Here is a 23,296-nt window from a genome sequence, read left to right as displayed (position 1 = left end):
GTGGCCCCGTGGGCGAGGCCCTCGCGGCGGCGCGACGGGCCCGCGAAGGCCCGGGTCCTAGCGTCGGCCCAGCCGGCGGTCGGCGCGGGCATCCGCACGTCCGTGCGCCTCGGTGGCGAACAGCATCGTGCCGGCGACGACACCGAGCGCGGCCGCGAGCCCGAACTTGAGCCAGCGGGGATCGGCCGCCGCGACGTCGCCGGTCGCGCGGGCGTCGAAGCGGCCGTGGGCGCCGGGATCGGTGTCCACCGGGTCGTAGAGGTTGTCGGGGCGGTTCTTCTGTGCCTGCACGCCGGTCATCTCCCCGCGATAGCCGTGCCGGGCGAGGTAGCCGTCGATCCAGCCCGGAATCAGCATGTTCCCGATGATCGCCTTCCAGGCCGAGGCCCCGATCCACATTTCCCGCGGCGCGTCGTGCGCCGCTCGGAAGACGTGCCGGGCGATGGCCTCGGGCTGGTAGATCGGCGGCACCGGCTCGAGCTTGCGCGGCAGCCGCGAGCGGGCCCAGTCGAACTGCGGCGTGTTCACGGCCGGAAGCTGCACCATCGTCAGGCGTACCCGGCTGCGATCGTGCAGCAGCTCGCTGCGCAGGGAATCGACGAAGCCCCGCACGGCGGCCTTCGCGGCGCAGTAGCTCGCCTGGAGCGGGATCGACCGGTAGGCGAGCGCCGAGCCGACATGCACGATCGTGCCCCGGTCGCGCGGCACCATGTGGCGGAGCGCCGCCAGCGTGCCGTGCACCTGGCCGAGATAGGTCACCGCGGTGGCGCGGTGGAACTCCTCCGGGCTCGTCTCCTGAACGGGCGCGTAGACCGTCACCATCGCGTTGTTGACCCAGACGTCGATGCCGCCGAACGCCTCGGCCAGCTCGTCGGCCGCCTGGGCGACGGCCTCCGCGTCGGCGACGTCGGCCGCGAAGGCCAGGGCCCGGCCTCCGGCCCGCTCGACGTCGCGGATCGTGCCCCGCAGCCCCGCCTCGCCGCGCGCGATCAGCCCCACGTTCCACCCGTGCCGGGCGAACTCGTGGGCGACAGCGCGGCCGACGCCGGCGCTCGCACCCGTGACCATGACCGTGCTGCGTCCGTTCCGGCTCGACATCGGGTTCCCAGCTGCGCGTGAAGTCCAGCGCCAACGCCCGAGGCGGCCGTTCTTTCCGCGGTCACGGGATTGCGAAGTCCGGGCGAGCCTGTCCGCCGACGCTGTATCGGACGGCGGCGGGCGCGTTGCTTCGTCCGAAGGCGGCGGCCTATATACGGCGCGACCTCACAGCCGCGACGGCGGGGTCCCGCACGCCCGCCCTCGCCAACGAACAAAAGTCTGAACCGTCATGGCAGGCCATTCGCAGTTCAAGAACATCATGCACCGGAAGGGCCGGGTGGACGCCGTCCGCTCGAAGGTGTTCGGCAAGCTCGCCCGCGAGATCACGGTGGCGGCCAAGCTCGGCACGCCCGACCCGGCGATGAACCCGCGCCTGCGTGCCGCGATCCTGGCGGCCCGCGCCGAGAACATGCCCAAGGACAATATCGAGCGCGCCATCAAGAAGGCCGCCGGCGCCGACGGCGAGAACTACGAGGATATCCGCTACGAGGGCTACGGGCCCGGCGGCGCCGCGCTGATCGTCGAGGCGCAGACCGACAACCGCAACCGCACCGCCTCGGACGTGCGCTCGGCCTTCACCAAGTCCGGCGGCAGCCTCGCCGAGACCGGGGCCGTCGCCTTCATGTTCGACCGCGTCGGCGTGATCGCCTATCCCGCCTCCGTGGCCGATGCCGACACGATGCTGGAGGCGGCGATCGAGGCCGGCGCCGACGACGTCAGTTCCGGCGAGGACGGCCACGAGGTCATCTGCGCCCAGGATTCCTACGGCGAGGTCACGAAGGCCCTCGAGGCGCGCTTCGGTGAGCCCGCCCGCACGGGCCTGATCTGGAAGGCGCAGAATACCATCAACGTCGACGACGAGACCGGCGAGAAGCTGATCCGCCTCGTCGAGGTGATCGAGGATCAGGACGACGTCCAGCACGTCTACGTCAACTTCGCCCTGTCGGACGCGCTGGTCGCGAAGCTGCAGGCCTGAGAGGCGTCGCCGCCCTGCCGGGTCTCGCTACCCGTGAGACGAACGCACCGCCATTCCGGTGCGCCGCAGGCGAGCCCCGGCTCGAAGGGGCCCGCCGAGGTTCTGAATGCCGGGCGCTGCCACGCAGTCCCGGAATGACGGAGCTCCCGCTCCGGGACGCGAGACGGTCTTGAAGCCCACGTCCGTTCCTCAGGTGCCGGCCGCCGCGAGCTCGGCCCCGAAGCGGTCCTGCGCGTAGCGCTCCACCGAGAAGGTGTCGTCGGGCAGCTGAACCATGAAGCGCTCGGCCACCTCGGTCAGCACGATGTTGGGGCGGACGCGCTCGATGTACGACCAGTCCAGCGAGGTGCTCCAGACGAAGTGCACCTCGCGGAACGTCTCGGCCAGCATGATCGTCAGCATGTACGGCATGACGTGAGAGAAGGAATCGCCGAACAGCGCCAACCGGCGCGGGTCGGTGGCCTTCGTGTTCCCGTAGATCACGTGCGCACCGACATGCAGCGTGTGCAGCAGGCCGGCCTTCTCCCGGGCTTCGACGATCGGGCTGCCGTAGATCCGGACCGCGTCCTGCTGCATCTGGACGGTGCGCGAGCGCGCCCGCCGGGGCGGATCGAAGGCGCTGCCCAGATCGCCGTCGTGGTCGGTCTCGAAGGACGGCCGCTCCCGCAGATCCTGCCGGGGCTCGGCGCCCAGCGCCCGGCAGATCTCCGCGTAGGCGAGATAGCAGCCGTCGGCGGACCAGTGGGTGTCGGTCCGGCAGTAGAGGTCGGCCGCGTCGCGCTGCGCCCGCATCGGCGTGACCAGGTCGATGCAGGTCTGCTGCCAGCGCTTCCGTCGGCGCCAGGCCGCGTACAGACCGACCGGACCCGGGAAACGGCCCGCCGGGGGCTCGCTGTGGAGGAGCCGGTAGGCCGGCGACGCGCTCGGCCGGATGGCGAGCCCGTCGAGCCGGTGATCGTAGATCATCAGCTTCTCCGGGGCGACGACGTGGCGGTACAGGATCCCCTGGGCGCGCAGGCGCCGCTCCCGCGTCGTCACGAGGCTGCGCCACTGCCAGATCAGCTCGGTCGTCTCCTCCGGCCGCTCGTACTGGCCGAGCACGTCGTTCGTTCCCGTCTTCAGGAACAGCCAACCGTCCTGGCCGACATGGATGTGGTCGGGCGTAGTCGAAGCCATGGCGCACTCGTGGGGGCGAAACGCCCGTCCCGGCGGCCGCCGCGGATATCGAATTCGGCCGCAAGGAGCGGGATGCCGGCGCGGCAGCGGACCGACACAGTCCTGCGCGCGTCATCCACCACCCGGCAGGCCCCGTCATGCCCCTCCTCAACGCCTACGCCAAGCCGCATAGTGCCGCCGCCATGAGCCCTGTACCCGCGACAGACCCCGACGATGCCGCGCGCTGGGCAGCCCTCGCCGCCCGCGACGCGCGGGCCGACGGCACCTTCGTGTACGCGGTCCGCACCACCGGGGTGTACTGCCGGCCGAGTTGCGCCGCGCGCGCGGCGCGCCCCGAGAATGTCAGCTTCCACCGGACCTGCGCCGAGGCCGAGGCGGCCGGCTTCCGGCCGTGCCGGCGCTGTCGTCCGGACGAGCCCGCCCTCGCCGAGCGCCGGGCCGAGGCGGTCGCCCGCGCCTGCCGCTCGATCGAGACAGCCGAGACGATGCCGTCCCTCGCCGCGCTCGCGCGCGCCGCCGGCCTGAGCGCCTACCACTTCCACCGGGTTTTCAAGGACGTCACCGGCGTGACCCCCAAGGCCTACGCGGCCGCCCACCGCGCCGCCGCGGTGGCGCGGCGGCTGCCCGGCGCCGCGTCGGTGACGGAGGCGCTCTACGAGGCCGGCTACGGCGCGGCGAGCCGGTTCTACGCGGGTGGCGCGCCGCGCCTCGGCATGGCGCCCGCCGCCTACCGGACGGGCGGCGCGGGCCTGCGCATCCGGTTCGGCATCGGCGCCTGCAGCCTCGGGGCGATCCTCGTCGCCGCCACCGAGGCGGGCGTCTGCGCGATCCTCCTCGGGGACGCGCCCGAGCCGCTCCTGCACGATCTCCAGGACCGCTTCCCCGCCGCGGAGATCGAGGGCGGCGACCCGGCCTTCGAGGGCTGGATGGCGCAGGTCATCGGGTTCGTGGAGGCCCCGGGCACCGGCCTCGACCTGCCGCTCGACATTCGCGGCACGGCGTTCCAGCAGCGGGTCTGGGCGGCGCTGCGCGAGATCCCGGTCGGCTCCACCGCGACCTACGCGGAGATTGCCCGGGCGATCGGCCTTCCGACGGCGACGCGCGCCGTCGCGCAGGCCTGCGGGGCGAACCCGGTCGCGGTGGCCATTCCGTGCCACCGCGTCGTGCGCTCGGACGGCGCCCTGTCGGGCTATCGCTGGGGCGTCGCGCGCAAGCGCGCGCTGCTCGATCGGGAGGCGGAGGCCTGAAGCGTCCCTGTCCCGCGCGCTCCGGTGCTCAGCACACGCTGCCCTAGCGTCGACCACCGCCGGGACCGCCAGGACCGCCGAAGCCGCCGCCGAAGCCGCCTCCGCCCGGGGCCGGGCCGGGTCCGCCGGGCGGCCCGCCGAAGCCCCCGGGTCCGACCGGGAACGCCCCGGGGCCTGCGGACGGCGCGCCGCCGAAGCCGCCGCGGGGCGCCCCGAAGCCGCCGGGGCCCTCCGATCCGGGGACGACCGCACCGCCCGGCCGGGTGTCGATCGCGGGGCCGCGCGGCTCGCCGATGCCGCCCAGGCCACCCTGGCGGCCGCCGGACCCGGCGCCGAAGCGGCCGGGCAACTCGTCGGGGAGGTTGCGCAGGTCGAGCCGGTCGCGCTCCCGCTCGAACCGCGGGGCGTCCGGTTGCTGCGGCTCGGGCGCGACGCGGTTCTCGATCCGCAGCCGCTCCACCGTCAGGTCCCCGTCCCGCGCGATCGCCGCGGTCAGCACCGCCCGCACGCTCCCGTCGCGCGGAACCCGCGCGACCGGACGGCCCGCCACGGCGTAGCCCGCGCCGATGTCGAGCCCGCTGCCGGCCCGGCCGATATAGGCCTCGATCGACACCCGCTTCAGACCCGGCGGGAAGGGCAGGCCGACCTGCGCGGCGCTGGTCACGGTGAGGACTCCGTTCGCAGCACGGCCCGTCACCAGGGCGCGCTTGCCCGGCGGCAGGGCGTCGGCGCCCGCGAGCCGGAGGCCGCCGATCCCGAGGCCGCCCGCGAGACGCCGCACCGGGCCGGCGACGCGGTCGGGACCGGAATCCCGCGGCTCGATCAGGCTCGCCACGATCACGCCGTCGGGCCGGCGCAGCCCGCTCACCGCGACCCGCGCGCCCGGCTGCCACGCGCCGCTGAGACCGGCGGTCGAGACCCGTTGCCCGAGCACCACGAGCCGCCCCGGCGCGACCGATTCCACCGGCCCGACCACCTCGCTGGTGACGTCGATCCGCCGCGTGGCGAGCCCGCCGCCCTCGGACCGCGCCACCACGTGGACGACCTGCCCGATCTTCAGGTCGGCGGCTCTCGCGGCCGTGCCGTCGATGCGCACCTCCACCTCGGGTGGGTAGGCGATGCGCAGGTCGTTGACGACGATCGAGCCGAAGCGGCGGATCGTGCCGATCACGCCGGTGCCGCCGATGCCGCGGTCGCCCTCGCCGAGGGACCCGTTCCGCGGCTCGTCGGTCCGCATCATGCCGGTGCCGCCGATGCCCTGGTCGCGCGGCGATTCCTGCGACCGGATCGTGCCGGGCAGCAGGGTCGCGGCGCCAGCGAGCAGGCGCAGGACGAACCGGCGGTTGAGCGAGGCGCGCACCGGCCGGCCTCTCACCGCTCGTCCGCTTGCCGCGCCGGCGGCGCCGCCTCGGTGTAGACGTAGAGGCCGAAGTTCCAGCGATGCGTGCCGCCGGGATCGGTCTGGCAGGCGGCGTGCGCCTCCCGGTTGGCCTGCTGCAGCGCCTCCATGGCGATCTCGCGGGCGCGTTCCTCGAGCCTGATCGCGAGGTCCTCGGACAATCCGTCGTAGTGGACCGCCCGCTCCAGGAAGCGGGGCGCGTCGCCGACGATGTTGGCGACCGCGGCCGCGATGTGGTCGTGCAGGTTGCGGCCGAAATAGTAGAGCTGCGGCCCCTCGGCGCCGTCGCCACGGGGGACGTAGGCGGCCTCCGCCAGCACGATCCGGTCCTGCGGATCGGTGAAGGCCAGCCCGCGGTCGAGCCACTCGTCGAGGACAGCGCGGGGCCGGAGATCCCGCGTCACGCCCGCGACCAGCGACTCGAACGAGGGCGCGCCGCCCTCGGCCGTGCGCGGGAGCTTCAGGGGCTGGCCCTGCGGATCGGTGAAGGTCGGGTCGGCGATCCAGCGGGCGATGATCCGACTGGTGCGGGAGACGACCGCCGGCACGGCGCTGACCGGAGCACCGGCGCCCCGCAGGCGCCGAACTTCCTTGCGGTGGATGCCGGTGAGGAGGGAGACGCGGCTGTCGGTCTGCTCCTTGCCGGTGAGAGCGAAGTCGTACTCGGCGACGTTCACGTAGAGCTCGCGCAGCAGGTCCGTGAGCGCCGGGAAAGTGATGCCGCGGGCGACGAGCAGGCGCACGAGAGGGCGCAGCAGCCGCGCCAGCGGCGCGTGCAGGCTGGCGCCCTCCCGCGGTGTATCGGCAGTCTCAGACATCGGCGCATCGTGACGGCTCGCGTCGTGGGATACAATCCCACCAAGTGTGGCGGCGCACACGCGACCGCTCTTTTCGCGTTGACGTGGGATTTTTGCACACGTACACCGATCTCGTGGTCAAATTTCCCACGCCAGTCCAGAGGCACCGGCCGATGACGGTTGAAACGCGCATCCTCGTGGCGAAGTCCCTGCCGCCGCTCACGCTGCCCGTGGCCCCGGCGGGCCGCCCGCGCCCGAGCGACACCCTTCCGCGGCTCCGGCGCCTCGTCTGCGTCGTCGCCGCGCTCTCGCTGCCCGTCCTCGGTGTCGCTGTCGCGGAAACGGTCCACCGCGCCAGTTCATCGCGGGCGCCGCAGGCCGCCGCTCCCGCCTTCCCCTCAGGCGGGGCGGCGGCACCCTCGAACGCCGTCGTGCCCGGGCGCGCCGCGCGGACCGCGAGGATCGCGGCCCGTTCCGACGAGAACCAGTGGGTCCGGTCGTGAACGCCCTGTTCGTCTCCGGGAGCGCCCGCGCTGTGCCGACCTGCGGCGGAGCGGCCATCCTCGATCTCGCCCTCTGCCTGATCCTGTCCGTGACCGTCGTCGGCCTGCTCCTCCTGGCCCTCTGATCCCGCGGCGCCGCCGCGTTCCAGAACGAGACACCCATGAACGCTCGAATTCACGCAGCCCTCGCGGGCGCCGCTTTCGGCTGCCTGGCCCTCGCCGCCCAGGCGGCGGATCTGCCCCGCCGCGCGCCGCCGCCGCCGCCGCCGTCGCTGCCGGTCTTCACCTGGACCGGCTTCTACGCCGGCGTGAACGCCGGGTACGCGTTCCCGACCGGCAGCGGCGGCTTCACCGACCCCACCTACGGCACCGTCACGGGCGGCGGCCGGTCCGGCGGCTTCGCCGGCGGCGGCCAGGTCGGCTACAACTATCAGTTCACGCCGGGTTCCGGCGTCGTCGTCGGCGTCGAGACCGACATCCAGGGGACGGCCTTCGCCAAGGCGGACGCCGCCTATCTCGGCACCGCGCCGTACTACAGCGTCCGACCGAGCCTCGACTATTTCGGCACGGTCCGCGCCCGGCTCGGCTACGCGTTCGACCGGGTCCTCGTCTACGGCACCGGCGGCTTCGCGTACGGCGGCGGGGCGCGCTCGACCTACGCGGCCTCCTACCCCTACACCCTGCCGTCGACCGACCGGACCGGCTACGCGGCCGGCGGCGGCATCGAGTACGCCTTCACCGAGAAGCTCTCCGCCAAGGTGGAGGCCCTCTACCTCCATCTCGGCCGCGGAACGACCGCCGCCACGTACTACAACGCCAGTGTTCCGGCATTTTATGGCGCCGGCAAACAGGATTCCGGCCTCGCGTTGGTCCGGGCCGGTGTGAATTACCGATTCTGAGTAGTATTCGCAGGCCGAGAGCTTGACGGGACGGCCGGGCTGGGCCGCAATGCCCGGCGTTCGGCTTCGCGAATCCGTCGGCCGCGCGAGCCTGTCCACGGCCGAGGGCTGTCGGTGAAGCCGGATACCGCGCGGGTCGCACCCCGCGGGACCAGGGTCTCTCTCCGAGAGGATCGGCCGTGAGCATTCCCAGCACGACCTCCCTCACGACAAGGCTGCTCGCCGTCGCGCTCGCCGCCTGCGCCGTCCCGGCGCGGGCCCAGGAGATCGTCCCGCCCGGGCCCGCCGGGCGGGGCGCCATCTTGATCTACGGGAACTTCTGCGGCCCCGGCAGCCGCGGCCCCGGCTACCCGCCGATCGACGCGCTGGACCTCGCCTGCGCGCACCACGACGCCTGCTCCCCCGAGCCGACCGCGGGAACGCTGCCGACCTGCGCCTGCAACCACCGCCTCCGCGTCGAGGCGGGGCTCGTCGCCCGGGATCCGGCCGCGCCGGCCCAGACCCGCCAGACCGCGCAGTTCATCTCGGATTTCGCCGCGGCGCTGCCCTGTCAGTAGGGCACGCCGCGGTGACCGCTCAGGCGGCGTCGGCCGGGTTGGCGGCCGCCTTCGGGCCACCCTTGGCGACGCCGACCAGGGCCGGGCGCAGCACGCGCTCGCCGATGACGTAGCCCGCCTGCACGACCTGCACGACGGTGCCGGCCGGAACCTCCGCGTTCGGCACCTCGAACATCGCCTGATGGCGGTTCGGGTCGAACTTCTGGCCCTGCGGCTCGACGATCTTGACGCCGTGGCGCTCGAGGGTCTTGGCGAGGTCGCGCTCGGTGAGCTCGATCCCGTCGATCAGCCCCTTCAGGGCGCCGTCGGCCGTGGCCTTCGCGTCGGCCGGGACGCTATCGAGGGCGCGGCGGATGTTGTCGGCGACGTTGAGCACGTCCCGGGCGAAGTTGGTCACCGCGTAGGCGCGCGCGTCGGCGACCTCGCGCTCCGTCCGGCGGCGCAGGTTCTCCATCTCGGCGAGGGTGCGCAGCGTCCGGTCCTTGAGCTCGTCGCGCTCGGCGGTCAGCAGGGCCAGGGCCTCCGCGACCGGATCGACGGTGGCCGACTCGCTGCCCTGACCCGCGGGCGCGGGATCCTGGGCCGCGCCGGCACCGGCTTCGACCGTGGTCTGGCGCTGGTCATCCTGGGGCATGTCGTTGCTCGTCATCACGTTTCAGTCGTGGGCGGGAATCGGTGAGGGATGATGGAATCGGCGCTGATATCTGGCCACGGGGCCGCGAAATCAACCCGCACGCTCACGCCTCGCGCGGCGGCGGCGCCGCCACGAGCGCCTCCAGACCCTCGGCCTTGAGGGTCGCGACGTCGTGCGCGAACACGTCCATCACGGCGGCCCGGATCGCGGCCTGCCGGTCGGGCTGCGTCACCCGCGTGCCGGTCAGGTCGGTGACGTAGAAGACGTCCACGGCGCGCTCGCCGAAGGTCGCCACGTGCGCCGACGTGATGTTGAGCGACAGCCGGCTGAAGGCGGTGGTCAGCTCGTAGAGCAGGCCCGGCCGGTCGAGGCCGGTGATCTCCACCACGGTCTCCCGGCTCGACAGGGCGTTGTCGATGATGACGTCCGGCGGGACCGGGAAGGTCTTGGCGCGGGTGCTCGTCGGCGGGTGCTTGTCGGCCACGAGGTCGGCGATCTTGATCTCCCCCTTGAGCGCCCGCTCGATCGCCGCGGTGATGCGCTTGGTCCGCCGCAGCTCGTCGTCGTCGCGCTCGAAGGCGCGGGAGATGAAGATCGTGTCGAGGGCGAACCCGTCCGTGGTGGTGAAGATCTGCGCGTCGACGATGTTGCTGCCGGCCGCCGCGCAGGCGCCGGTGACGATGGCGAGCAGGCGGGGATGGTCCGGCGAGTAGACCGTGATCTCGGTCACGCCCCGGACGGGATCGAGGGCCACGTCGGTCGCGCTGGTCCGCCCGTCGCGCACGACGTCGCGCAGGAAGATCGCGTTCTTGAGCTGGCGCGTGCCGTCGACCTTGAGCCAGTAGGCCTGGCTGTGGCGGGCCGCGTAGGTGTCGAACTCCTCCGAGCCCCAGCCGGGCAGCTGCTCCCGCAGGCCCATCTGGACGAGGCGCACCCGGTCGGTGCGGGCGATCTCGGAATGGCCGCCCGACAGGTAGACCTCGGTCTCGTCGTAGAGCGTGCGGAGCAGCGTGCCCTTCCAGGCTGTCCAGACGCCGGGCCCCACGGCGGTGATGTCGGCCACCGTCAGGATGGTCAGGAGCTTCAGCCGCTCCAGGCTCTGCACGCTCGCGGCGAAACGCTCGATGGTCTTGGCGTCCGAGAGGTCGCGGCTCTGCGCGGTCATCGACATCAGCAGGTGGTGTTCGACGAGCCAGCGCACCGTCTCGGTCTCGGCCTGGTTCAGGCCGAAGCGCGGGCAGAGCTTCTCGGCGATGGCGGCGCCCGCGATGGAGTGATCCTCCGGCCGGCCCTTGGCGATGTCGTGCAGCAGGATCGCCACGTAGAGCGCGGTGCGGTTGTGGATCGAGTGCACGAGGCGCGAGACCAGCGGGTAGGTCTCCTGGGCACGGCCCGACTCGATGTCCGCCAGCACGCCGACCGAGCGCAGCAGGTGCTCGTCCACGGTGAAGTGGTGATACATGTTGAACTGCATCATCGCGACGATGCGGCCGAAATCCGGGATGAAACGGCCGAGCACGCCCGCCTCGTTCATCTCGCGCAGCGCCTCCTCCGGCGCGTTCCGCGAGGTCAGGATCTCGACGAACAGCCGGTTCGCCTCGGGGTCCACGCGCAGCGACGGGTTGACGAGGCGCAGGGACCGGTTGGCCAGCCGCTTGGCATCCGGGTGGATCGCGAGGTTGTGCCGGTCGGCGAGCCAGAACAGCCGGATCAGGTTGACCGGGTCGCGCTCGAAGGCGTCCTCCGCGCGCAGGTTCACCCGGCCGTGGTCGATCCAGAAATCCTCCGCCTCCATGGCGGTCGCCCGGAAGCGGTCGCGGAACCGGCCGATCCAGCGGTCGAGCACCGGCGTGCGCTTGGCGTGGCGCGCCTCCAGCTCCGCGCAGACGATGGCGGTGAGATCGCCGACATCCTTGGCGATGCGGAAATAGGCCTTCATGAAGCGCTCGACGCCGGAGAGGCCGCCGCGGGCCTCGTAGCCGAAGCGCTCGGCGATCCGCGGCTGCAGGCCGAAGGACAGGCGCTCCTCGGCGCGCTTCGTGGCGAAGTGCATGTGGCAGCGCACCCGCCACAGGAACTCCTCGCAGCGCTCGAACAGCGCGTACTCCTCCGGGGTGAACAGGCCGGCGCTCACGAGCTCGATCTGGTCGCGGACCCGGTAGGTGTACTTGGCGATCCAGAACAGCGTGTTCAGGTCGCGCAGGCCGCCCTTGCCGTCCTTGACGTTGGGCTCGACGAGGTAGCGCGAGGTGCCGGCCTTGGACACGCGCATGTCGCGCTCGCGCAGCTTCGCCTCCACGAACTCGGCGGCGGAGCCGACCACGAGTTCGGCGTCGAAGCGCGTCACGAGCTCCTCGTAGAGGACACGGGTGCCGAACAGGAACCGCGCCTCCAGGAGGGCGGTGCGGATCGTCATGTCGGCCCGCGCCTCGCGCAGGCACTCCTCGACCGAGCGGGTGGCGTGACCGACCTTCAGCTTCAGGTCCCACAGGACGTAGAGCATCCCCTCGACGACGCTCTCGGACCACGCGGTCTGCTTGTAGGGCAGCAGGAACAGCAGATCGATGTCCGAGCCCGGCGCCATCGTGCCCCGGCCGTAGCCGCCGGTGGCGACCACGGCGAGCTGCTCGCCGGTCGACGGGTTGTCGTTGGGGTAGAGCCGCCAGACCACGGCGTCGTGGATCGCCCGGACCACCGCGTCGGTGAGGTTCGACAGCGTCTGCGCGCAGAGCAGCCCGTTGCGATCCTCGAGGAGCTGCGCCTCGGCGGCCCGGTGGCCCTCCTCGATCACCCGGCGCAGCTGCGGCACCAGCGCGGCCCGGAGCTTGGTGGGCTCGCGGGCCTCGCGGTCGAGGTTCTCAAGGACCGTATCGAGGGCGGCGACGGGATCGAACATGGTTCCCGTTAGCATGATATCCCTACGCCGCCAGCCATGCGGCGCCCGCCGCTATTCCGCGGCCGGCAGGTCGAGGGCGAGCAGCCGCGCCGTGCGGTTGCGGGTCGCGGCCCGGGGCTCGGTCTCGCTCGTCTGACGCCGCGCGTCGGCGATGGCCGCGTGCACGCCGTCGACCGCCAGGATCAGGGCGCTGACCGTCCGCGCGTCGATGCTGCGCTCGCGGGCGTAGCAGACGACGTCGGCCACCAGCCCGTCGGTCTCGATCGCGATCGCGTCGAGTTCGGCGGCGCTGGTCGCCGCGCGCACTTCGCGCATGATGTCGAGCAGCCGGTCGAGGACGAAATCGACGCGCTCCCGGCGCTTGCGGGCGAGGCGCTGGCCGATCCAGGCGAAGCCGGAGCCGATCGTGCCGCCGAAGAAGGCGAACAGGTAGATGTAGTCCTCGTAGCGGTCGAGGAAGGTCTGCTGCTCGCGCTCGAAATAGTCGACGGCGCCGGGGTGGTTCGGCAGGCGGGCCGAGGTCGCCGCCACCGTCGTGTCGAAGTCCGGCGCCTTCATCAGCTTGGCCACCGGCGCGGTCGAGGCGAGCCGCGAGCGCCACTCGAACAGGTGCTGCGTCGCCGAGGCGACCGCGACGCGGCTGACCGTGCCCCGGGCCATCAGCCGATAGGAGGCGCCGACGGTCTTGATCTCCTCGTCGGGCCGCTTCGGACGGCCGCCGAAGGTGCCGGCCGGGATCGTCACCGATTGCAGCTCGGGGAAGCGCTGCAGGATCGCGTCGCCGTCAGGGATCGAGACGAACCCGACCTTCCGGTCCGGCGAGCCCAGCTCGACGGCGCGGACCACCGCGGCGGCCGGTTTGGAGGCCGGGCTCGCGATCACCGCCACGGCGTCGACGCGCTTCTCGGCGAGCGCGGCCGTGACGTCGCCGACCTTCAGGGGCACCACGACCACGTGACCGGGCTCCGCCTCGGCGGCGTGGCCGGCCTCCGCCGCGTCCTCGCCCGCGCTGTCCGGCACGAGGTCGTAGAAGGAGAGCAGGTTCGTGAGGAACGACAGGTCGGCGCTGTGGCGGACCACGATGCCGAGCCGCTTGCGCGCCAGGGCGGGCACGTCGTCGATATCGGCCGCCTCGGGCGCCGCGATGACCAGGGCCTCGTCGTGCAGGATCGCCAGGGTCAGCCCGTTCTCGGGCAGGAACACGTCCGGCCGCACCACCGCGAGGTCGGCCTTGTTCCGCTGCAGCGCGAGGGCGCTGTCGCGCACGTCGCCGTAGCGCACCACCTTGAGCCGGACATCCTCCCGGGCCCGGTCGAGGGCGCCGGCGTAGGCCTCGATCAGCGCGGCCTCGGGCCCGTCCTGCGGGCCCACCGCCACCGTGAGGGTGTTCGGGCGTGACAGGTAGACGATCGCGGCGGCGGCCGCGGCGAGCCCCAGGGCCACGAGGACCAGGAGCCACTCGCGCCGCATCAGAATAGCCGCCGCGCCGTGCAGCCGCCGGTGCCATCGGCCCTGCGGAGTGCCGGGCGAAGAACGGTGGTTCGGGCCATGGCCGAGCCTGTCGCGTTGCGCGCGTTCCATACCCGAGTCATGGAACGCAAACCTGTCGAGATCGTGAAGAACCGGTGAAATCTCCATTCGTTGCAGGATCTGCGCCAGAACGTCGCGACCGGGAGATCAAGCCGCCCGGCCCCGTGAGCCCGGCCTGGCTCGAGCGGGCGGCGCTCCACTACCTAGAGCGCTACAGCGCCTCGACCGAGATGCTGCGCCGGACGCTCGCGCGCCGCGTGCAGAAGCGGGCGCGGGCCCGGGGCGAGGATCCCGAACGCTTCGCCGAACTCGTGACGGCGACCGTGGCGCGGGCGGTGTCGGCCGGCCTCGTGGACGACGCGCGCTTCGCCGATACCCGCCTCGCCACCCTGCGCCGCCGCGGCACGTCGAGCCGCGGCGTCTCGGCCAAGCTCGCCGCCAAGGGGGTCCCGCGCGACGTCGTCGAGGCCGCCATGCTGGCGGAGCGCGACGCCCTGCCGGTCGGGGAGGCGGACGCGGTCGAGGAGCAGGCCGCGCAGGCCTACGCCAAGCGGCGACGCCTCGGCCCGTATCGCCGCCCGGATCAGCGGGCGGCGCACCGCGACCGGGACCTCGCCGCCCTGGCCCGGGCCGGCTTCGCCTACGGCCTCGCCCGCCGGGTGGTCGACCGGGAGACCGAAGAACCCGACGCGCCTGCGTGACGGGTGCGGCATCGCGGCCCGGGGCGAGGGCCGCGCCGGCCTTGCACCTTCCGCCGCGTTGTTCATTGTCTGTTCGATGGACGAGACCCTGGCCAAGAAGCTGCGCATCCTCGCGGACGCGGCCAAGTACGACGCCTCCTGCGCCTCCTCGGCCGCGCCGAAGCGGGCGGCCGGCAAGGACGGGCTCGGGTCGACCACCGGCGCCGGGATCTGCCACGCCTACACGCCGGACGGACGGTGCGTCTCGCTCCTCAAGATCCTGCTGACCAACTGGTGCCTGTTCGACTGCGCCTACTGCGTGAACCGGCGCTCCTCGAACGTGCGGCGGGCGAAGTTCACCGTGGAGGAGGTCGTGAACCTCACCCTGAACTTCTACCGGCGCAACTACATCGAGGGCCTGTTCCTCTCCTCCGGCATCATCAAGTCGCCGGATCACACGATGGAACTCCTGACCCGCGTGGCGAAGTCGCTGCGGCGCGACCACGGCTTCGCCGGCTACATCCACCTCAAGTCGATCCCGGAGGCGAGCCCCTGGCTGATCGAGGAGGCCGGCCTCTACGCCGACCGCCTCTCGATCAACGTCGAGCTGCCGACCGAGGCGAGCCTGGAGCGGCTCGCGCCCGAGAAGGACGGCGCCGCGATCCAGGGGGCGATGGCGCAGATCGGCGAGCGCATCGTGCAGGCCAAGGCGGAGAAGCGCCGCTTCTCGCCGGCCGGCCACTCGACGCAGGTGATCGTCGGGGCGGATGCCACCACCGACGAGGCGCTGATCCGCAAGAGCGCGCTCCTCTACGGCAGCGTCGGCCTGAAGCGGGTCTACTACTCCGCCTTCAGCCCGATCCCGGACGGGTCCGCGATCCTGCCGCCGAAGCCGCCGCCGCTGCAGCGCGAGCACCGCCTGTACCAGGCCGACTGGCTGCTCCGGTACTACGAGTTCACCCCCGACGAGGTGGCCGACGCCTCCGAGGGCGGGATGCTGGCCCTCGACATCGACCCGAAGCTCGCCTGGGCGCTCAAGCACCGGGACAAGTTCCCCGTGGACGTGAACCGCGCCGACCGGGAATGGCTGCTGCGGGTGCCGGGGCTCGGGGCGCGGGCGGTCGACAAGATCATCCGGGCGCGCCGCCACGCGACCTTGCGCCTCGACGACGTCGCCCGGCTGACCTCCGGATTGAAGCGGGCGCGGCCGTTCCTCGTGGCCGCCGATCATCGCCCCGTCGCGCTCACGGACCGGCTCGACCTCCGGGCGCGGCTGGTCGAGCCCGCGGCGCAGCTGAGCCTGTTCTGATGGGGGCGGGGCACGCGCCGCGTCCCTCGCCCCGCGGTGACGGGGCGGATCCACGGTCGCCGCGCGCCGTCACGCTGCGCCCCGGCGCCGATCTCGACGGTTTCCGCAAGGCCGTCCGGAGCCTCGTCGCGCAGGGCGTCGCGCCCGGAGCCGTGACGTGGTCGGTGACGGACTCGCCCGGCCTGTTCAGCGGCGACGGGGAGCCGGCCGCCGGAGCGCCGCTCGTCCTGCCGAAGGCCGTCGCCAGCCTGATCCCGCAGGTGATCCCTCACCGCGATCCGGAGCGCTACGGCCTGCTCTACGCGCTGGTCTGGCGGGTCTGCCGCGGCGAGCGGCACCTGATGGAGGTCGGCAGCGACCCGCTGGTCCACCGTCTGCACCGGATGGCGAAGGCGATCGGGCGCGACCTCCACAAGATGCACGCCTTCCTGCGCTTCCGCCGGGCGGAGGGACCGGACGGCGAACGCTACGTCGCGTGGTTCGAGCCGGACCACCACATCCTCGAGGCGGCGGCGCCGTTCTTCGTGAATCGCTTCCGCGGGATGCGCTGGTCGATCCTGACCCCCGACGGATCCGCCCACTGGGACACCGAGACCCTGACCTTCGGGCCGGCCGGGGACCGCGCGCAGCTCCCCGAGGGCGACGGCTTCGAGGCGGGTTGGCAGACCTACTACGAGAGCACGTTCAACCCGGCCCGCACCAACCTGAAGGCCATGCGGGCGGAGATGCCCAAGAAGTACTGGCACAACATGCCCGAGACGGCCGCGATCCCCGCCCTGGTCCGGGCGGCGGCCGGGCGCACCGTAGCCATGATCGAGAGGGAGCCGACCTTGCCCACACGCCGCGAACCCGCCCGGGCCGTCGCCGCCATGGCCGACCAGGATCCGAAGACCCTGGAGGAGCTGAACGCGATCATCCGCCGGACCGAGCCGCTGGTCCCCGGCGCCACCCAGGCCGTGCTCGGCGAGGGCCCGGTCGGCGCAACGGTGGCCTTCGTGGGCGAGCAGCCCGGCGACCAGGAGGACCGGCAGGGCCGCCCCTTCGTCGGGCCCGCCGGCCAGCTGCTCTCCCGCGCCATGGCCGAGGCCGGGATCGACCGGGGCGCGAGCTACCTGACGAACGCGGTCAAGCACTTCAAGTTCGAGGAGCGCGGCAAGCGCCGCATCCACCAGAAGCCGACCGCCGGCGAGGTCAGCCACTATCGGTGGTGGCTCGACCGGGAACTCGAATTCGTCGGCCCGAAGCTCGTGGTGGCGCTCGGCGCGACCGCCGTCCTGGCGCTGACCGGCAAGGCGATCCCGATCACGCGGGCGCGCGGCCCGTTCCGCTTCGACCGGCACGACAACCGCTTCCAGGGCTTCATCACGGTCCACCCCTCCTACCTGCTCCGGCTGCCGGACGAGGCGAAGGCGGAGGCCTACGCGGCCTTCGTGGACGACCTGCGCCGGGTGGAGGCGCTCGGGCGCGAGCTCGCGGCCTGATCCACCGCTGCCGCGGTTCTGCTATGCTGGCGGCCGCCGATTCCCTCCGGTCCCGCCGCCATGGACAAGCTCGCCGCCCTCGACATCCTGCGCGCCAACGAGGCGGAACTGCGCCGCCGCGGCGTGCTGCACGCGGCCTTGTTCGGTTCGGTTGCCCGGGGGGAGGCGCGGGCCGACAGCGATCTCGACGTGATGATCGAGATCGATGTGTCGGTCGTGGGCGGTCTCTTCGGCTATGTCGGTCTGTGCCACTTCATCGATGATCTCTTTCCGATCCGGGTCGACGTCGCGGATCGGGCGGCCCTGAAGGATCGGGTTCGCACGCACGCGGAGCGCGATGCCGTTTCCGCCTTCTGAACGCGAGCGGGCCGCCTGCGCCGACATGATCGCCAACGCGGAGCGCGTCGCGCGCTTCGTGGCGGGATTCACGCTCGAGACGTTCGAGGCAGACGAGCGCACCCACTTCGCGGTCGTGCGCTGCCTGGAGATCATCTCGGAGGCGAGCCGCCGATTGAGCGCCGAGACGAGAGCCCGATATCCCGACGTGCCGTGGCGTCAGATCGCGGATGCGGGGAACGTCTATCGCCACAGCTATCATCGGGTGACGCTGGACATCGTCTGGCTCACCGTCCACCACGAGTTGCCCGTTCTCGTCGCGGCCTGCCGCGCCGAGCTGGACCGCGCGCCCGACTCCTGATCGCCCCGAGCCGCCTGAGCCCATGACCGACTCGAAGCCCGACGCGAAGCCCGACTCGAGCCCCGAGACCAAGCCCGTCGGACCCGGCGATCAGGTGATCCTGGTCGACGGCTCGTCCTTCATCTTCCGGGCCTATTTCCAGTCGATCAACCAGGACCAGAAGTACAACTCGCGCCCCTCCGACGGGCTGCCCACCGGCGCCGTGCGGCTGTTCTGCACCAAGATCGCGCAGTTCCTGCAGGACGGGGCCGCCGGCACGATGCCGACCCATCTCGGCATCGTCTTCGACAAGTCCGAGGGCTCGTTCCGCAAGGAGATGTTCCCCGACTACAAGGGCCACCGCCCGGACGCGCCCGACGATCTGAAGCGGCAGATGCCGCTGATGCGCGACGCGGTGCGCGCCTTCGGCCTGCACGCCGTGGAGCTGGAGCGCTACGAGGCCGACGACCTCATCGCCACCTACACCCGCCAGGCCGAGGCGCGGGGCGCGGGCGTCATCATCGTCTCGTCCGACAAGGACCTGATGCAGCTCGTCGGGCCGCAGGTCCGGTTCTACGACTTCGAGTCGGGCGCCAAGGGCAAGCCCGGCTACCGGCCCGAGCGCAACCTCGACGTCGAGGCGATCGTCGCCAAGTGGGAGGGCCTGCAGCCGAACCAGATCGGCGACGCGCTGGCGCTCATCGGCGACACCTCCGACAACGTGCCGGGCGTGCCCGGCATCGGCCTGAAGACGGCCGCGGCGCTGATCAAGGAGTTCGGCAGCCTGGAGGCCCTGCTGGAGCGGGCGGGCGAGATCAAGCAGCCCAAGCGGCGGGAGACGCTGCTCGCCAACGTCGATCAGGCCAAGCTGTCGCGCAGGCTCGTGGCGCTGATGGAGGACGTGCCCGTCCCGGTGCCGCTGGACGATCTCGGCGTGCCCCAGCCCAATCCCGAGAAGCTGGTCGGCTTCCTCAAGGCGATGGAGTTCAACACGCTGACGCGCCGCATCGCCCAGATGCTGCACGTCGACCCCGAGGCGGTGAAGCCCGACCCGCGGCTCCTGCCGGGCGCCCGGCCGCACGGCTACGGCAACGCGGCCGGCGGCAGCGACGCGGTGCCGTTCTTCGGCGATTCCGTGCCGCCGGATCCCGAGACCGCGGCGGCGGGGGCCGAGCGGCCGCCGGGCGCCGCCCCGCCGGAGGGCGGCGAGATCGATCCCTTCGCCGATCTCGACCTGCCGGACGCCCCCGCCAAGCCCCGGGCGCCCGTCGAGGCGACCCCCGGCAACGTGGTGGCGGCCCGGGCCGCGGAATCCGTGGCGCCGTTCGACACCGCCGCCTACGAGACGGTCTCATCGCTGGAGCAGCTCGACGCCTGGATCGCCGAGGCCGAGGAGGCCGGCGTGATCGCGGTCGACACCGAGACCGACTCGCTCGATGCCCACAGGGCCGGCCTCGTCGGCGTCTCGCTGGCGGTCGCCACCGGCCGGGCCTGCTACATCCCGCTCGCCCACGTCCAGGCCGCCAAGGTGCAGGCGGACGCCACCGACCTGTTCGGCGAGGGCGCCGCGCCGTCCGACGTGGTTGAGCCGGTGCCGGGCCAGATCCCCCTGAAGGAGGCCGTCGCCCGGCTGAAGCCGCTCCTCGAGAACCCGGGGGTCCTGAAGGTCGGCCAGAACCTCAAGTACGACTGGGTGGTGCTCGCCCGCTACGGCATCGAGGTCGCGCCGTTCGACGACACGATGCTGATCTCGTACGTGCTCGACGCCGGCAAGGGCGGGCACGGCATGGACGAGCTGGCCCGCCGGCATCTCGGCCACCAGCCGATCACCTTCTCGGACGTGGCCGGCACCGGCCGCAACAAGGTGACCTTCGACCGGGTCGCGATCGACAAGGCCACGGCCTACGCGGCCGAGGACGCCGACGTCACCCTGCGCCTGTGGCGGATGATGAAGCCGCGCCTCGTGGCCGAGCACCGGGTCGCCGTCTACGAGACCCTGGAGCGGCCCCTGCTGCCGGTGATCGCCCGGATGGAGCAGCGCGGCATCCGCGTCGACCGGGAGATGCTGAGCCGCCTGTCCGGGGATTTCTCGCAGATCCTCGTCCGCCTGGAGGAGGAGATCCAGGAGGATGCCGGGGAGAAATTCTCGGTCGGCTCGCCGAAGCAGATCGGCGACATCCTGTTCGGGAAGATGGGTCTGCCGGGGGCCAAGAAGACGCCGTCGGGCCAGTGGGCCACGCCCGCGACCCTGCTGGAGGAGCTGGCCCAGGCCGGGCATCCCCTACCCAAAAAAATACTGGAGTGGCGGCAGCTGTCGAAGCTGAAATCCACCTACACGGACGCGCTCCAGGCCCACGCCGACCGCGAGACGGCGCGGGTCCACACCTCGTTCTCGCTGGCGGCCACCACCACGGGGCGGCTGTCCTCCTCCGAGCCGAACCTGCAGAACATCCCGATCCGCACCGAGGAGGGGCGGCGCATCCGCCGCGCCTTCGTGGCGGCGCCCGGCAACCGGCTGATCTCGGCCGACTACTCGCAGATCGAGCTGCGGCTGCTCGCCCACATGGCCGACATCCCGGAACTCCGGAAGGCGTTCGAGGACGGGATCGACATCCACGCGGCGACCGCCTCGGCGATGTTCGGCGTGCCGCTCAAGGAGATGACCCCCGACCTGCGGCGCCGGGCGAAGACCATCAACTTCGGCATCATCTACGGCATCTCGGCCTTCGGCCTCGCCGACCGGCTCGGCATCGGCCGCGAGGAGGCCTCGGCGTTCATCAAGCAGTATTTCGAGCAGTTCCCGGGCATCCGGGACTACATCGAGACCACCAAGAAGGGCTGCCGCGACAAGGGCTACGTCACCACCCTGTTCGGCCGGGTGTGCCACTACCCGCAGATCCGCTCCAACAACCCCTCCGAGCGGGCCAGCGTCGAGCGGCAGGCGATCAACGCGCCGATCCAGGGCTCGGCCGCCGACATCATCCGCCGGGCCATGACGCGGATGGAGGCGGCGCTCGCCGCCAAGAAGCTGAACGCCCGCATGCTGCTGCAGGTGCACGACGAGCTGGTCTTCGAGGTCGCCGAGGACGAGGTGGAGCGGACGATCCCGATCATCCGCGGCGTCATGGAAGAGGCGCCGGCGCCGGCCCTGACGCTGAAGGTGCCGCTCGTGGTCGAGGCCAACGCGGCGGGCAACTGGCAGGAGGCGCATTGACGGGTCGGGTCGGATCGAGGCCGAGCCGGTGGCGCTCTGAACCGACGTCGCTGAACCGCGACCGGGCATCCTGGACAGGCCGCCGAAGACCGTCATACGCCGTACGCCCATGACCTGCACCGCTCAGAGCCCGTGACCGACTCCCTCGCCTTCCTCTCCGGCGGCGGCGAGGCCGCGCGGATGATCCGCGCGCGCGACTGGTCGGGTCATCCCCTGGGGCTTCCGGAGACGTGGCCGGCGGAGTTCCGCGCGGCCCTGTCGCTCGTCCTCAACTCCCCGGAATCGATGATCCTGGCCTGGGGGCCCGACCTCCACTTCTTCTTCAACGACACCTACTTCCCGCTCCTCGGCCCGCGGTTGCCCTGGGCGATGGGCGAGCGGTTCGACGTGGTCTGGGCGGATGCCTGGGATCAGGCCAGGCCGATCATCGACGCCGCGATGGCGGGCCGTCCGGAGCGCTTCGTCGACCTGCCGTGGCAGCTCGACACCGATCGGGGCGCCCGCGAGACGTGGTGGACCTTCTCGTACTCGCGGGTTCTCGATGCCGACGGCCGGGTCACCGGCCTGTTCATCCTCACCAACGAGACCACCGGCCGGGTCCGGGCGGACGCCGCCCTCAAGGAGAGCCAGGGGCGGCTCGAGGCGGCGCTGGCGGAGCTGCGCGATCTGAACGCCACCTTGGCGCAGCAGGTCGAGGAGCGCACGGCCGACCGCAACGCCCTGTGGACGCTCTCGTCCGACATGATGCTGCGCTGCCTGTTCGACGGGACGATCACCGCGGTGAACCCGGCCTGGACCGAGGTGCTGGGCTGGCGCCCGGACGAGCTGGTCGGAACGAAGCTCATCGCCCTCGTCCATCCGGACGATCTCGACCGCACCGTCGCGGGCGCGGGCCAGCTCTCCGCGGGGTCGAGCCTCGCGCGCTTCGACAACCGCTACCGCCACCGGGACGGCGGCTATCGCTGGATCAGCTGGGCGGCCCGGCCGGGGGAGGGGATCATCAACGCCGTCGGCCGCGATTTCACCGCGGAGCGCGAGCGCGCCGACGCCCTGGCCGCGGCCGAGGAGGCCCTGCGGCAGTCGCAGAAGATGGAGGCCGTCGGCCAGCTGACCGGCGGCATCGCCCACGACTTCAACAACCTGCTCGCCGGCATCTCCGGCTCGCTGGAGCTGATCCAGACCCGCCTCGGCCAGGGCCGCGTCATGGATGTGGACCGCTACATCAACGCGGCGCAGGGGGCCTCGAAGCGGGCCGCGGCGCTGACCCACCGGCTCCTCGCCTTCTCGCGGCGCCAGACCCTCGACCCGAAGCCCACCGACGTGAACCGGCTGGTGGCCGGCATGGAGGAGCTGATCCGGCGCACCGTGGGCCCCGCCGTAATGGTCGAGGTCGTGGCGCCGCCCGGCCTCTGGCCGGCCCTGGTCGACCCGCCGCAGCTCGAGAACGCGCTCCTCAACCTGTGCATCAACGCCCGGGACGCGATGCCCGAGGGGGGGCGCATCACGATCGAGACCGCCAATGCCTGGCTCGACGAGCGCGCCGCCCGGCGCCACGACATGCCGCCCGGCCAGTACCTCTCCCTCTGCGTCACCGACACCGGCATCGGCATGTCGCCCGAGATCGTCGGCAAGGTGTTCGAGCCGTTCTTCACCACGAAGCCCCTGGGGCAGGGCACCGGCCTCGGCCTGTCGATGATCTACGGCTTCGCGCAGCAATCGGGCGGCCAGGTGCGGATCCACTCCGAGGTCGGCAAGGGCACCACGGTCTGCCTGTACCTGCCCCGCCATCGCGGCGCGGTCGCCGAGGAGGACGCGCACGCCGCCGTCGGCGCGCCGCCGCGGGCCGCGCCGGGCGAGACCGTGCTGGTGGTCGACGACGAGCCGACCGTCCGCATGCTGGTCACCGAGGTGCTGGAGGATCTCGGCTACACGGCAATCGAGGCCGCCGACAGCGCGGCCGGCCTCAAGGTGCTGCAATCCGACGTGCGCATCGACCTGCTGGTGTCCGATGTCGGACTGCCGGGCGGCATGAACGGGCGCCAGATGGCCGAGGCCGGCCGGGTCACGCGCCCGGGCCTCAAGGTCCTGTTCGTCACCGGCTACGCCGAGAGCGCGGTCTTCGGCAACGGGCCGCTCGATGCCGGGATGCAGGTCATCACCAAGCCGTTCGTGGTGGAGGTGCTGGGCGCCCGCATCCGCGAGATGATCGGAACGGCTTGACCGC

Annotated in this window: 20 protein-coding genes; 13 read left to right on the top strand and 7 right to left on the bottom strand. The window is 72.2% G+C overall.

The genetic code is table 11. The features are described from left to right. Positions 1 to 57: 57 nt before the first annotated feature. Positions 58 to 1,098 carry an SDR family oxidoreductase gene (locus tag BKE41_RS18860; protein ID WP_029359578.1) on the bottom strand — a complete coding sequence of 347 codons (1,041 nt, stop codon included), beginning with the start codon at positions 1,096 to 1,098 and terminating at the stop codon, positions 58 to 60. A gap of 229 nt (positions 1,099 to 1,327) precedes the next feature. Between BKE41_RS18860 and BKE41_RS18855 the strand changes: the two genes are divergently transcribed. Continuing rightward, on the top strand, positions 1,328 to 2,074 hold the full coding sequence (locus BKE41_RS18855) for a YebC/PmpR family DNA-binding transcriptional regulator (protein WP_012320491.1): 747 nt from the start codon (positions 1,328 to 1,330) through the stop codon (positions 2,072 to 2,074). Between the two features lie 189 nt (positions 2,075 to 2,263). Here BKE41_RS18855 and BKE41_RS18850 read toward each other — a convergent pair whose 3' ends face one another. Next, positions 2,264 to 3,250, bottom strand: a complete 987-nt coding sequence (locus BKE41_RS18850) for a hypothetical protein (protein ID WP_070999968.1) — start codon at positions 3,248 to 3,250, stop codon at positions 2,264 to 2,266. A gap of 182 nt (positions 3,251 to 3,432) precedes the next feature. Between BKE41_RS18850 and ada the strand changes: the two genes are divergently transcribed. Next, a complete protein-coding gene (ada, locus tag BKE41_RS18845) occupies positions 3,433 to 4,497 on the top strand; it encodes a bifunctional DNA-binding transcriptional regulator/O6-methylguanine-DNA methyltransferase Ada (protein ID WP_041372714.1) in 1,065 nt (354 codons plus the stop codon). A gap of 43 nt (positions 4,498 to 4,540) precedes the next feature. Here ada and BKE41_RS18840 read toward each other — a convergent pair whose 3' ends face one another. Then, positions 4,541 to 5,857 (bottom strand): DUF5666 domain-containing protein, encoded by a 1,317-nt coding sequence (locus tag BKE41_RS18840; RefSeq protein WP_070999967.1) that lies wholly within the window; start codon positions 5,855 to 5,857, stop codon positions 4,541 to 4,543. 11 nt (positions 5,858 to 5,868) lie between these two features. Then, complete coding sequence (locus BKE41_RS18835; protein ID WP_012320487.1) at positions 5,869 to 6,714, bottom strand: DUF6502 family protein; 846 nt, start codon at positions 6,712 to 6,714, stop codon at positions 5,869 to 5,871. A 152-nt stretch (positions 6,715 to 6,866) separates the two neighbouring features. Here BKE41_RS18835 and BKE41_RS18830 point away from each other — a divergent pair, with 152 nt between their 5' ends. The 4 genes from BKE41_RS18830 to BKE41_RS18820 all read left to right on the top strand — a co-directional run bounded on the left by BKE41_RS18830 (position 6,867) and on the right by BKE41_RS18820 (position 8,652). Then, complete coding sequence (locus BKE41_RS18830) at positions 6,867 to 7,196, top strand: hypothetical protein (RefSeq protein ID WP_070999966.1); 330 nt, start codon at positions 6,867 to 6,869, stop codon at positions 7,194 to 7,196. Next, complete coding sequence (locus BKE41_RS32460) at positions 7,193 to 7,321, top strand: hypothetical protein (RefSeq protein WP_012320485.1); 129 nt, start codon at positions 7,193 to 7,195, stop codon at positions 7,319 to 7,321. Before BKE41_RS18830 ends, BKE41_RS32460 begins: the two co-directional genes overlap by 4 nt. A 36-nt stretch (positions 7,322 to 7,357) precedes the next feature. Further along, positions 7,358 to 8,095, top strand: a complete 738-nt coding sequence (locus tag BKE41_RS18825; RefSeq protein WP_012320484.1) for an outer membrane beta-barrel protein — start codon at positions 7,358 to 7,360, stop codon at positions 8,093 to 8,095. A 179-nt stretch (positions 8,096 to 8,274) separates the two neighbouring features. Further along, positions 8,275 to 8,652, top strand: coding sequence for a hypothetical protein (locus tag BKE41_RS18820; protein ID WP_029360505.1), 378 nt, complete (start codon positions 8,275 to 8,277; stop codon positions 8,650 to 8,652). Positions 8,653 to 8,671: 19 nt separating this feature from the next. Here BKE41_RS18820 and grpE read toward each other — a convergent pair whose 3' ends face one another. The 3 genes from grpE to BKE41_RS18805 all read right to left on the bottom strand — a co-directional run bounded on the left by grpE (position 8,672) and on the right by BKE41_RS18805 (position 13,652). After that, positions 8,672 to 9,286, bottom strand: a complete 615-nt coding sequence (gene grpE, locus BKE41_RS18815; protein WP_012320482.1) for a nucleotide exchange factor GrpE — start codon at positions 9,284 to 9,286, stop codon at positions 8,672 to 8,674. Positions 9,287 to 9,389: 103 nt separating this feature from the next. Next, on the bottom strand, positions 9,390 to 12,182 hold the full coding sequence (locus tag BKE41_RS18810) for a [protein-PII] uridylyltransferase (RefSeq protein ID WP_024829253.1): 2,793 nt from the start codon (positions 12,180 to 12,182) through the stop codon (positions 9,390 to 9,392). Positions 12,183 to 12,233: 51 nt separating this feature from the next. Beyond that, the gene (locus BKE41_RS18805; RefSeq protein WP_012320480.1) at positions 12,234 to 13,652 is read right to left on the bottom strand and encodes a TAXI family TRAP transporter solute-binding subunit; all 1,419 of its coding nucleotides are present in this window, start codon (positions 13,650 to 13,652) and stop codon (positions 12,234 to 12,236) included. A 224-nt stretch (positions 13,653 to 13,876) separates the two neighbouring features. Here BKE41_RS18805 and BKE41_RS18800 point away from each other — a divergent pair, with 224 nt between their 5' ends. The 7 genes from BKE41_RS18800 (at position 13,877) to BKE41_RS18770 (ending at position 23,292) form a co-directional block, all read left to right on the top strand. Continuing rightward, positions 13,877 to 14,413, top strand: a complete 537-nt coding sequence (locus tag BKE41_RS18800) for a RecX family transcriptional regulator (protein WP_107645307.1) — start codon at positions 13,877 to 13,879, stop codon at positions 14,411 to 14,413. 76 nt (positions 14,414 to 14,489) lie between these two features. Then, the gene (locus BKE41_RS18795) at positions 14,490 to 15,701 is read left to right on the top strand and encodes a putative DNA modification/repair radical SAM protein (protein WP_012320478.1); all 1,212 of its coding nucleotides are present in this window, start codon (positions 14,490 to 14,492) and stop codon (positions 15,699 to 15,701) included. After that, a complete protein-coding gene (locus BKE41_RS18790; RefSeq protein ID WP_199825801.1) occupies positions 15,701 to 17,182 on the top strand; it encodes a UdgX family uracil-DNA binding protein in 1,482 nt (493 codons plus the stop codon). Before BKE41_RS18795 ends, BKE41_RS18790 begins: the two co-directional genes overlap by 1 nt. 60 nt (positions 17,183 to 17,242) lie before the next feature. Beyond that, positions 17,243 to 17,539, top strand: coding sequence for a nucleotidyltransferase (locus tag BKE41_RS18785; RefSeq protein WP_012320476.1), 297 nt, complete (start codon positions 17,243 to 17,245; stop codon positions 17,537 to 17,539). Between the two features lie 25 nt (positions 17,540 to 17,564). Next, positions 17,565 to 17,879 carry a HepT-like ribonuclease domain-containing protein gene (locus tag BKE41_RS18780; protein ID WP_234740689.1) on the top strand — a complete coding sequence of 105 codons (315 nt, stop codon included), beginning with the start codon at positions 17,565 to 17,567 and terminating at the stop codon, positions 17,877 to 17,879. Positions 17,880 to 17,901: 22 nt separating this feature from the next. After that, entirely contained in the window at positions 17,902 to 21,072 is a 3,171-nt protein-coding gene (polA, locus tag BKE41_RS18775; RefSeq protein WP_070999964.1) for a DNA polymerase I, read from the top strand. A 132-nt stretch (positions 21,073 to 21,204) separates the two neighbouring features. Beyond that, positions 21,205 to 23,292, top strand: coding sequence for a hybrid sensor histidine kinase/response regulator (locus BKE41_RS18770; RefSeq protein ID WP_029360496.1), 2,088 nt, complete (start codon positions 21,205 to 21,207; stop codon positions 23,290 to 23,292). Positions 23,293 to 23,296: the final 4 nt, after the last annotated feature.

The sequence above is a fragment of the Methylobacterium sp. C1 genome (genome assembly GCF_001854385.1).
Taxonomy (GTDB): Bacteria; Pseudomonadota; Alphaproteobacteria; order Rhizobiales; family Beijerinckiaceae; genus Methylobacterium; species Methylobacterium radiotolerans.
This window is presented reverse-complemented; position numbering and strand designations above follow the sequence as displayed.

What these genes read in the sequence shown, in the direction of transcription:
- BKE41_RS18860 (WP_029359578.1), bottom strand. Translation starts at nt 1,098, where the DNA reads ATGTCGAGCCGGAACGGACGCAGCACGGTCATGGTCACGGGTGCGAGC.
- BKE41_RS18855 (WP_012320491.1), top strand. Translation starts at nt 1,328, where the DNA reads ATGGCAGGCCATTCGCAGTTCAAGAACATCATGCACCGGAAGGGCCGG.
- BKE41_RS18850 (WP_070999968.1), bottom strand. Translation starts at nt 3,250, where the DNA reads ATGGCTTCGACTACGCCCGACCACATCCATGTCGGCCAGGACGGTTGG.
- ada (WP_041372714.1), top strand. Translation starts at nt 3,433, where the DNA reads ATGAGCCCTGTACCCGCGACAGACCCCGACGATGCCGCGCGCTGGGCA.
- BKE41_RS18835 (WP_012320487.1), bottom strand. Translation starts at nt 6,714, where the DNA reads ATGTCTGAGACTGCCGATACACCGCGGGAGGGCGCCAGCCTGCACGCG.
- BKE41_RS18830 (WP_070999966.1), top strand. Translation starts at nt 6,867, where the DNA reads ATGACGGTTGAAACGCGCATCCTCGTGGCGAAGTCCCTGCCGCCGCTC.
- BKE41_RS18825 (WP_012320484.1), top strand. Translation starts at nt 7,358, where the DNA reads ATGAACGCTCGAATTCACGCAGCCCTCGCGGGCGCCGCTTTCGGCTGC.
- grpE (WP_012320482.1), bottom strand. Translation starts at nt 9,286, where the DNA reads ATGCCCCAGGATGACCAGCGCCAGACCACGGTCGAAGCCGGTGCCGGC.
- BKE41_RS18810 (WP_024829253.1), bottom strand. Translation starts at nt 12,182, where the DNA reads ATGTTCGATCCCGTCGCCGCCCTCGATACGGTCCTTGAGAACCTCGAC.
- BKE41_RS18805 (WP_012320480.1), bottom strand. Translation starts at nt 13,652, where the DNA reads ATGCGGCGCGAGTGGCTCCTGGTCCTCGTGGCCCTGGGGCTCGCCGCG.
- BKE41_RS18795 (WP_012320478.1), top strand. Translation starts at nt 14,490, where the DNA reads ATGGACGAGACCCTGGCCAAGAAGCTGCGCATCCTCGCGGACGCGGCC.
- BKE41_RS18790 (WP_199825801.1), top strand. Translation starts at nt 15,701, where the DNA reads ATGGGGGCGGGGCACGCGCCGCGTCCCTCGCCCCGCGGTGACGGGGCG.
- BKE41_RS18785 (WP_012320476.1), top strand. Translation starts at nt 17,243, where the DNA reads ATGGACAAGCTCGCCGCCCTCGACATCCTGCGCGCCAACGAGGCGGAA.
- BKE41_RS18780 (WP_234740689.1), top strand. Translation starts at nt 17,565, where the DNA reads ATGATCGCCAACGCGGAGCGCGTCGCGCGCTTCGTGGCGGGATTCACG.
- polA (WP_070999964.1), top strand. Translation starts at nt 17,902, where the DNA reads ATGACCGACTCGAAGCCCGACGCGAAGCCCGACTCGAGCCCCGAGACC.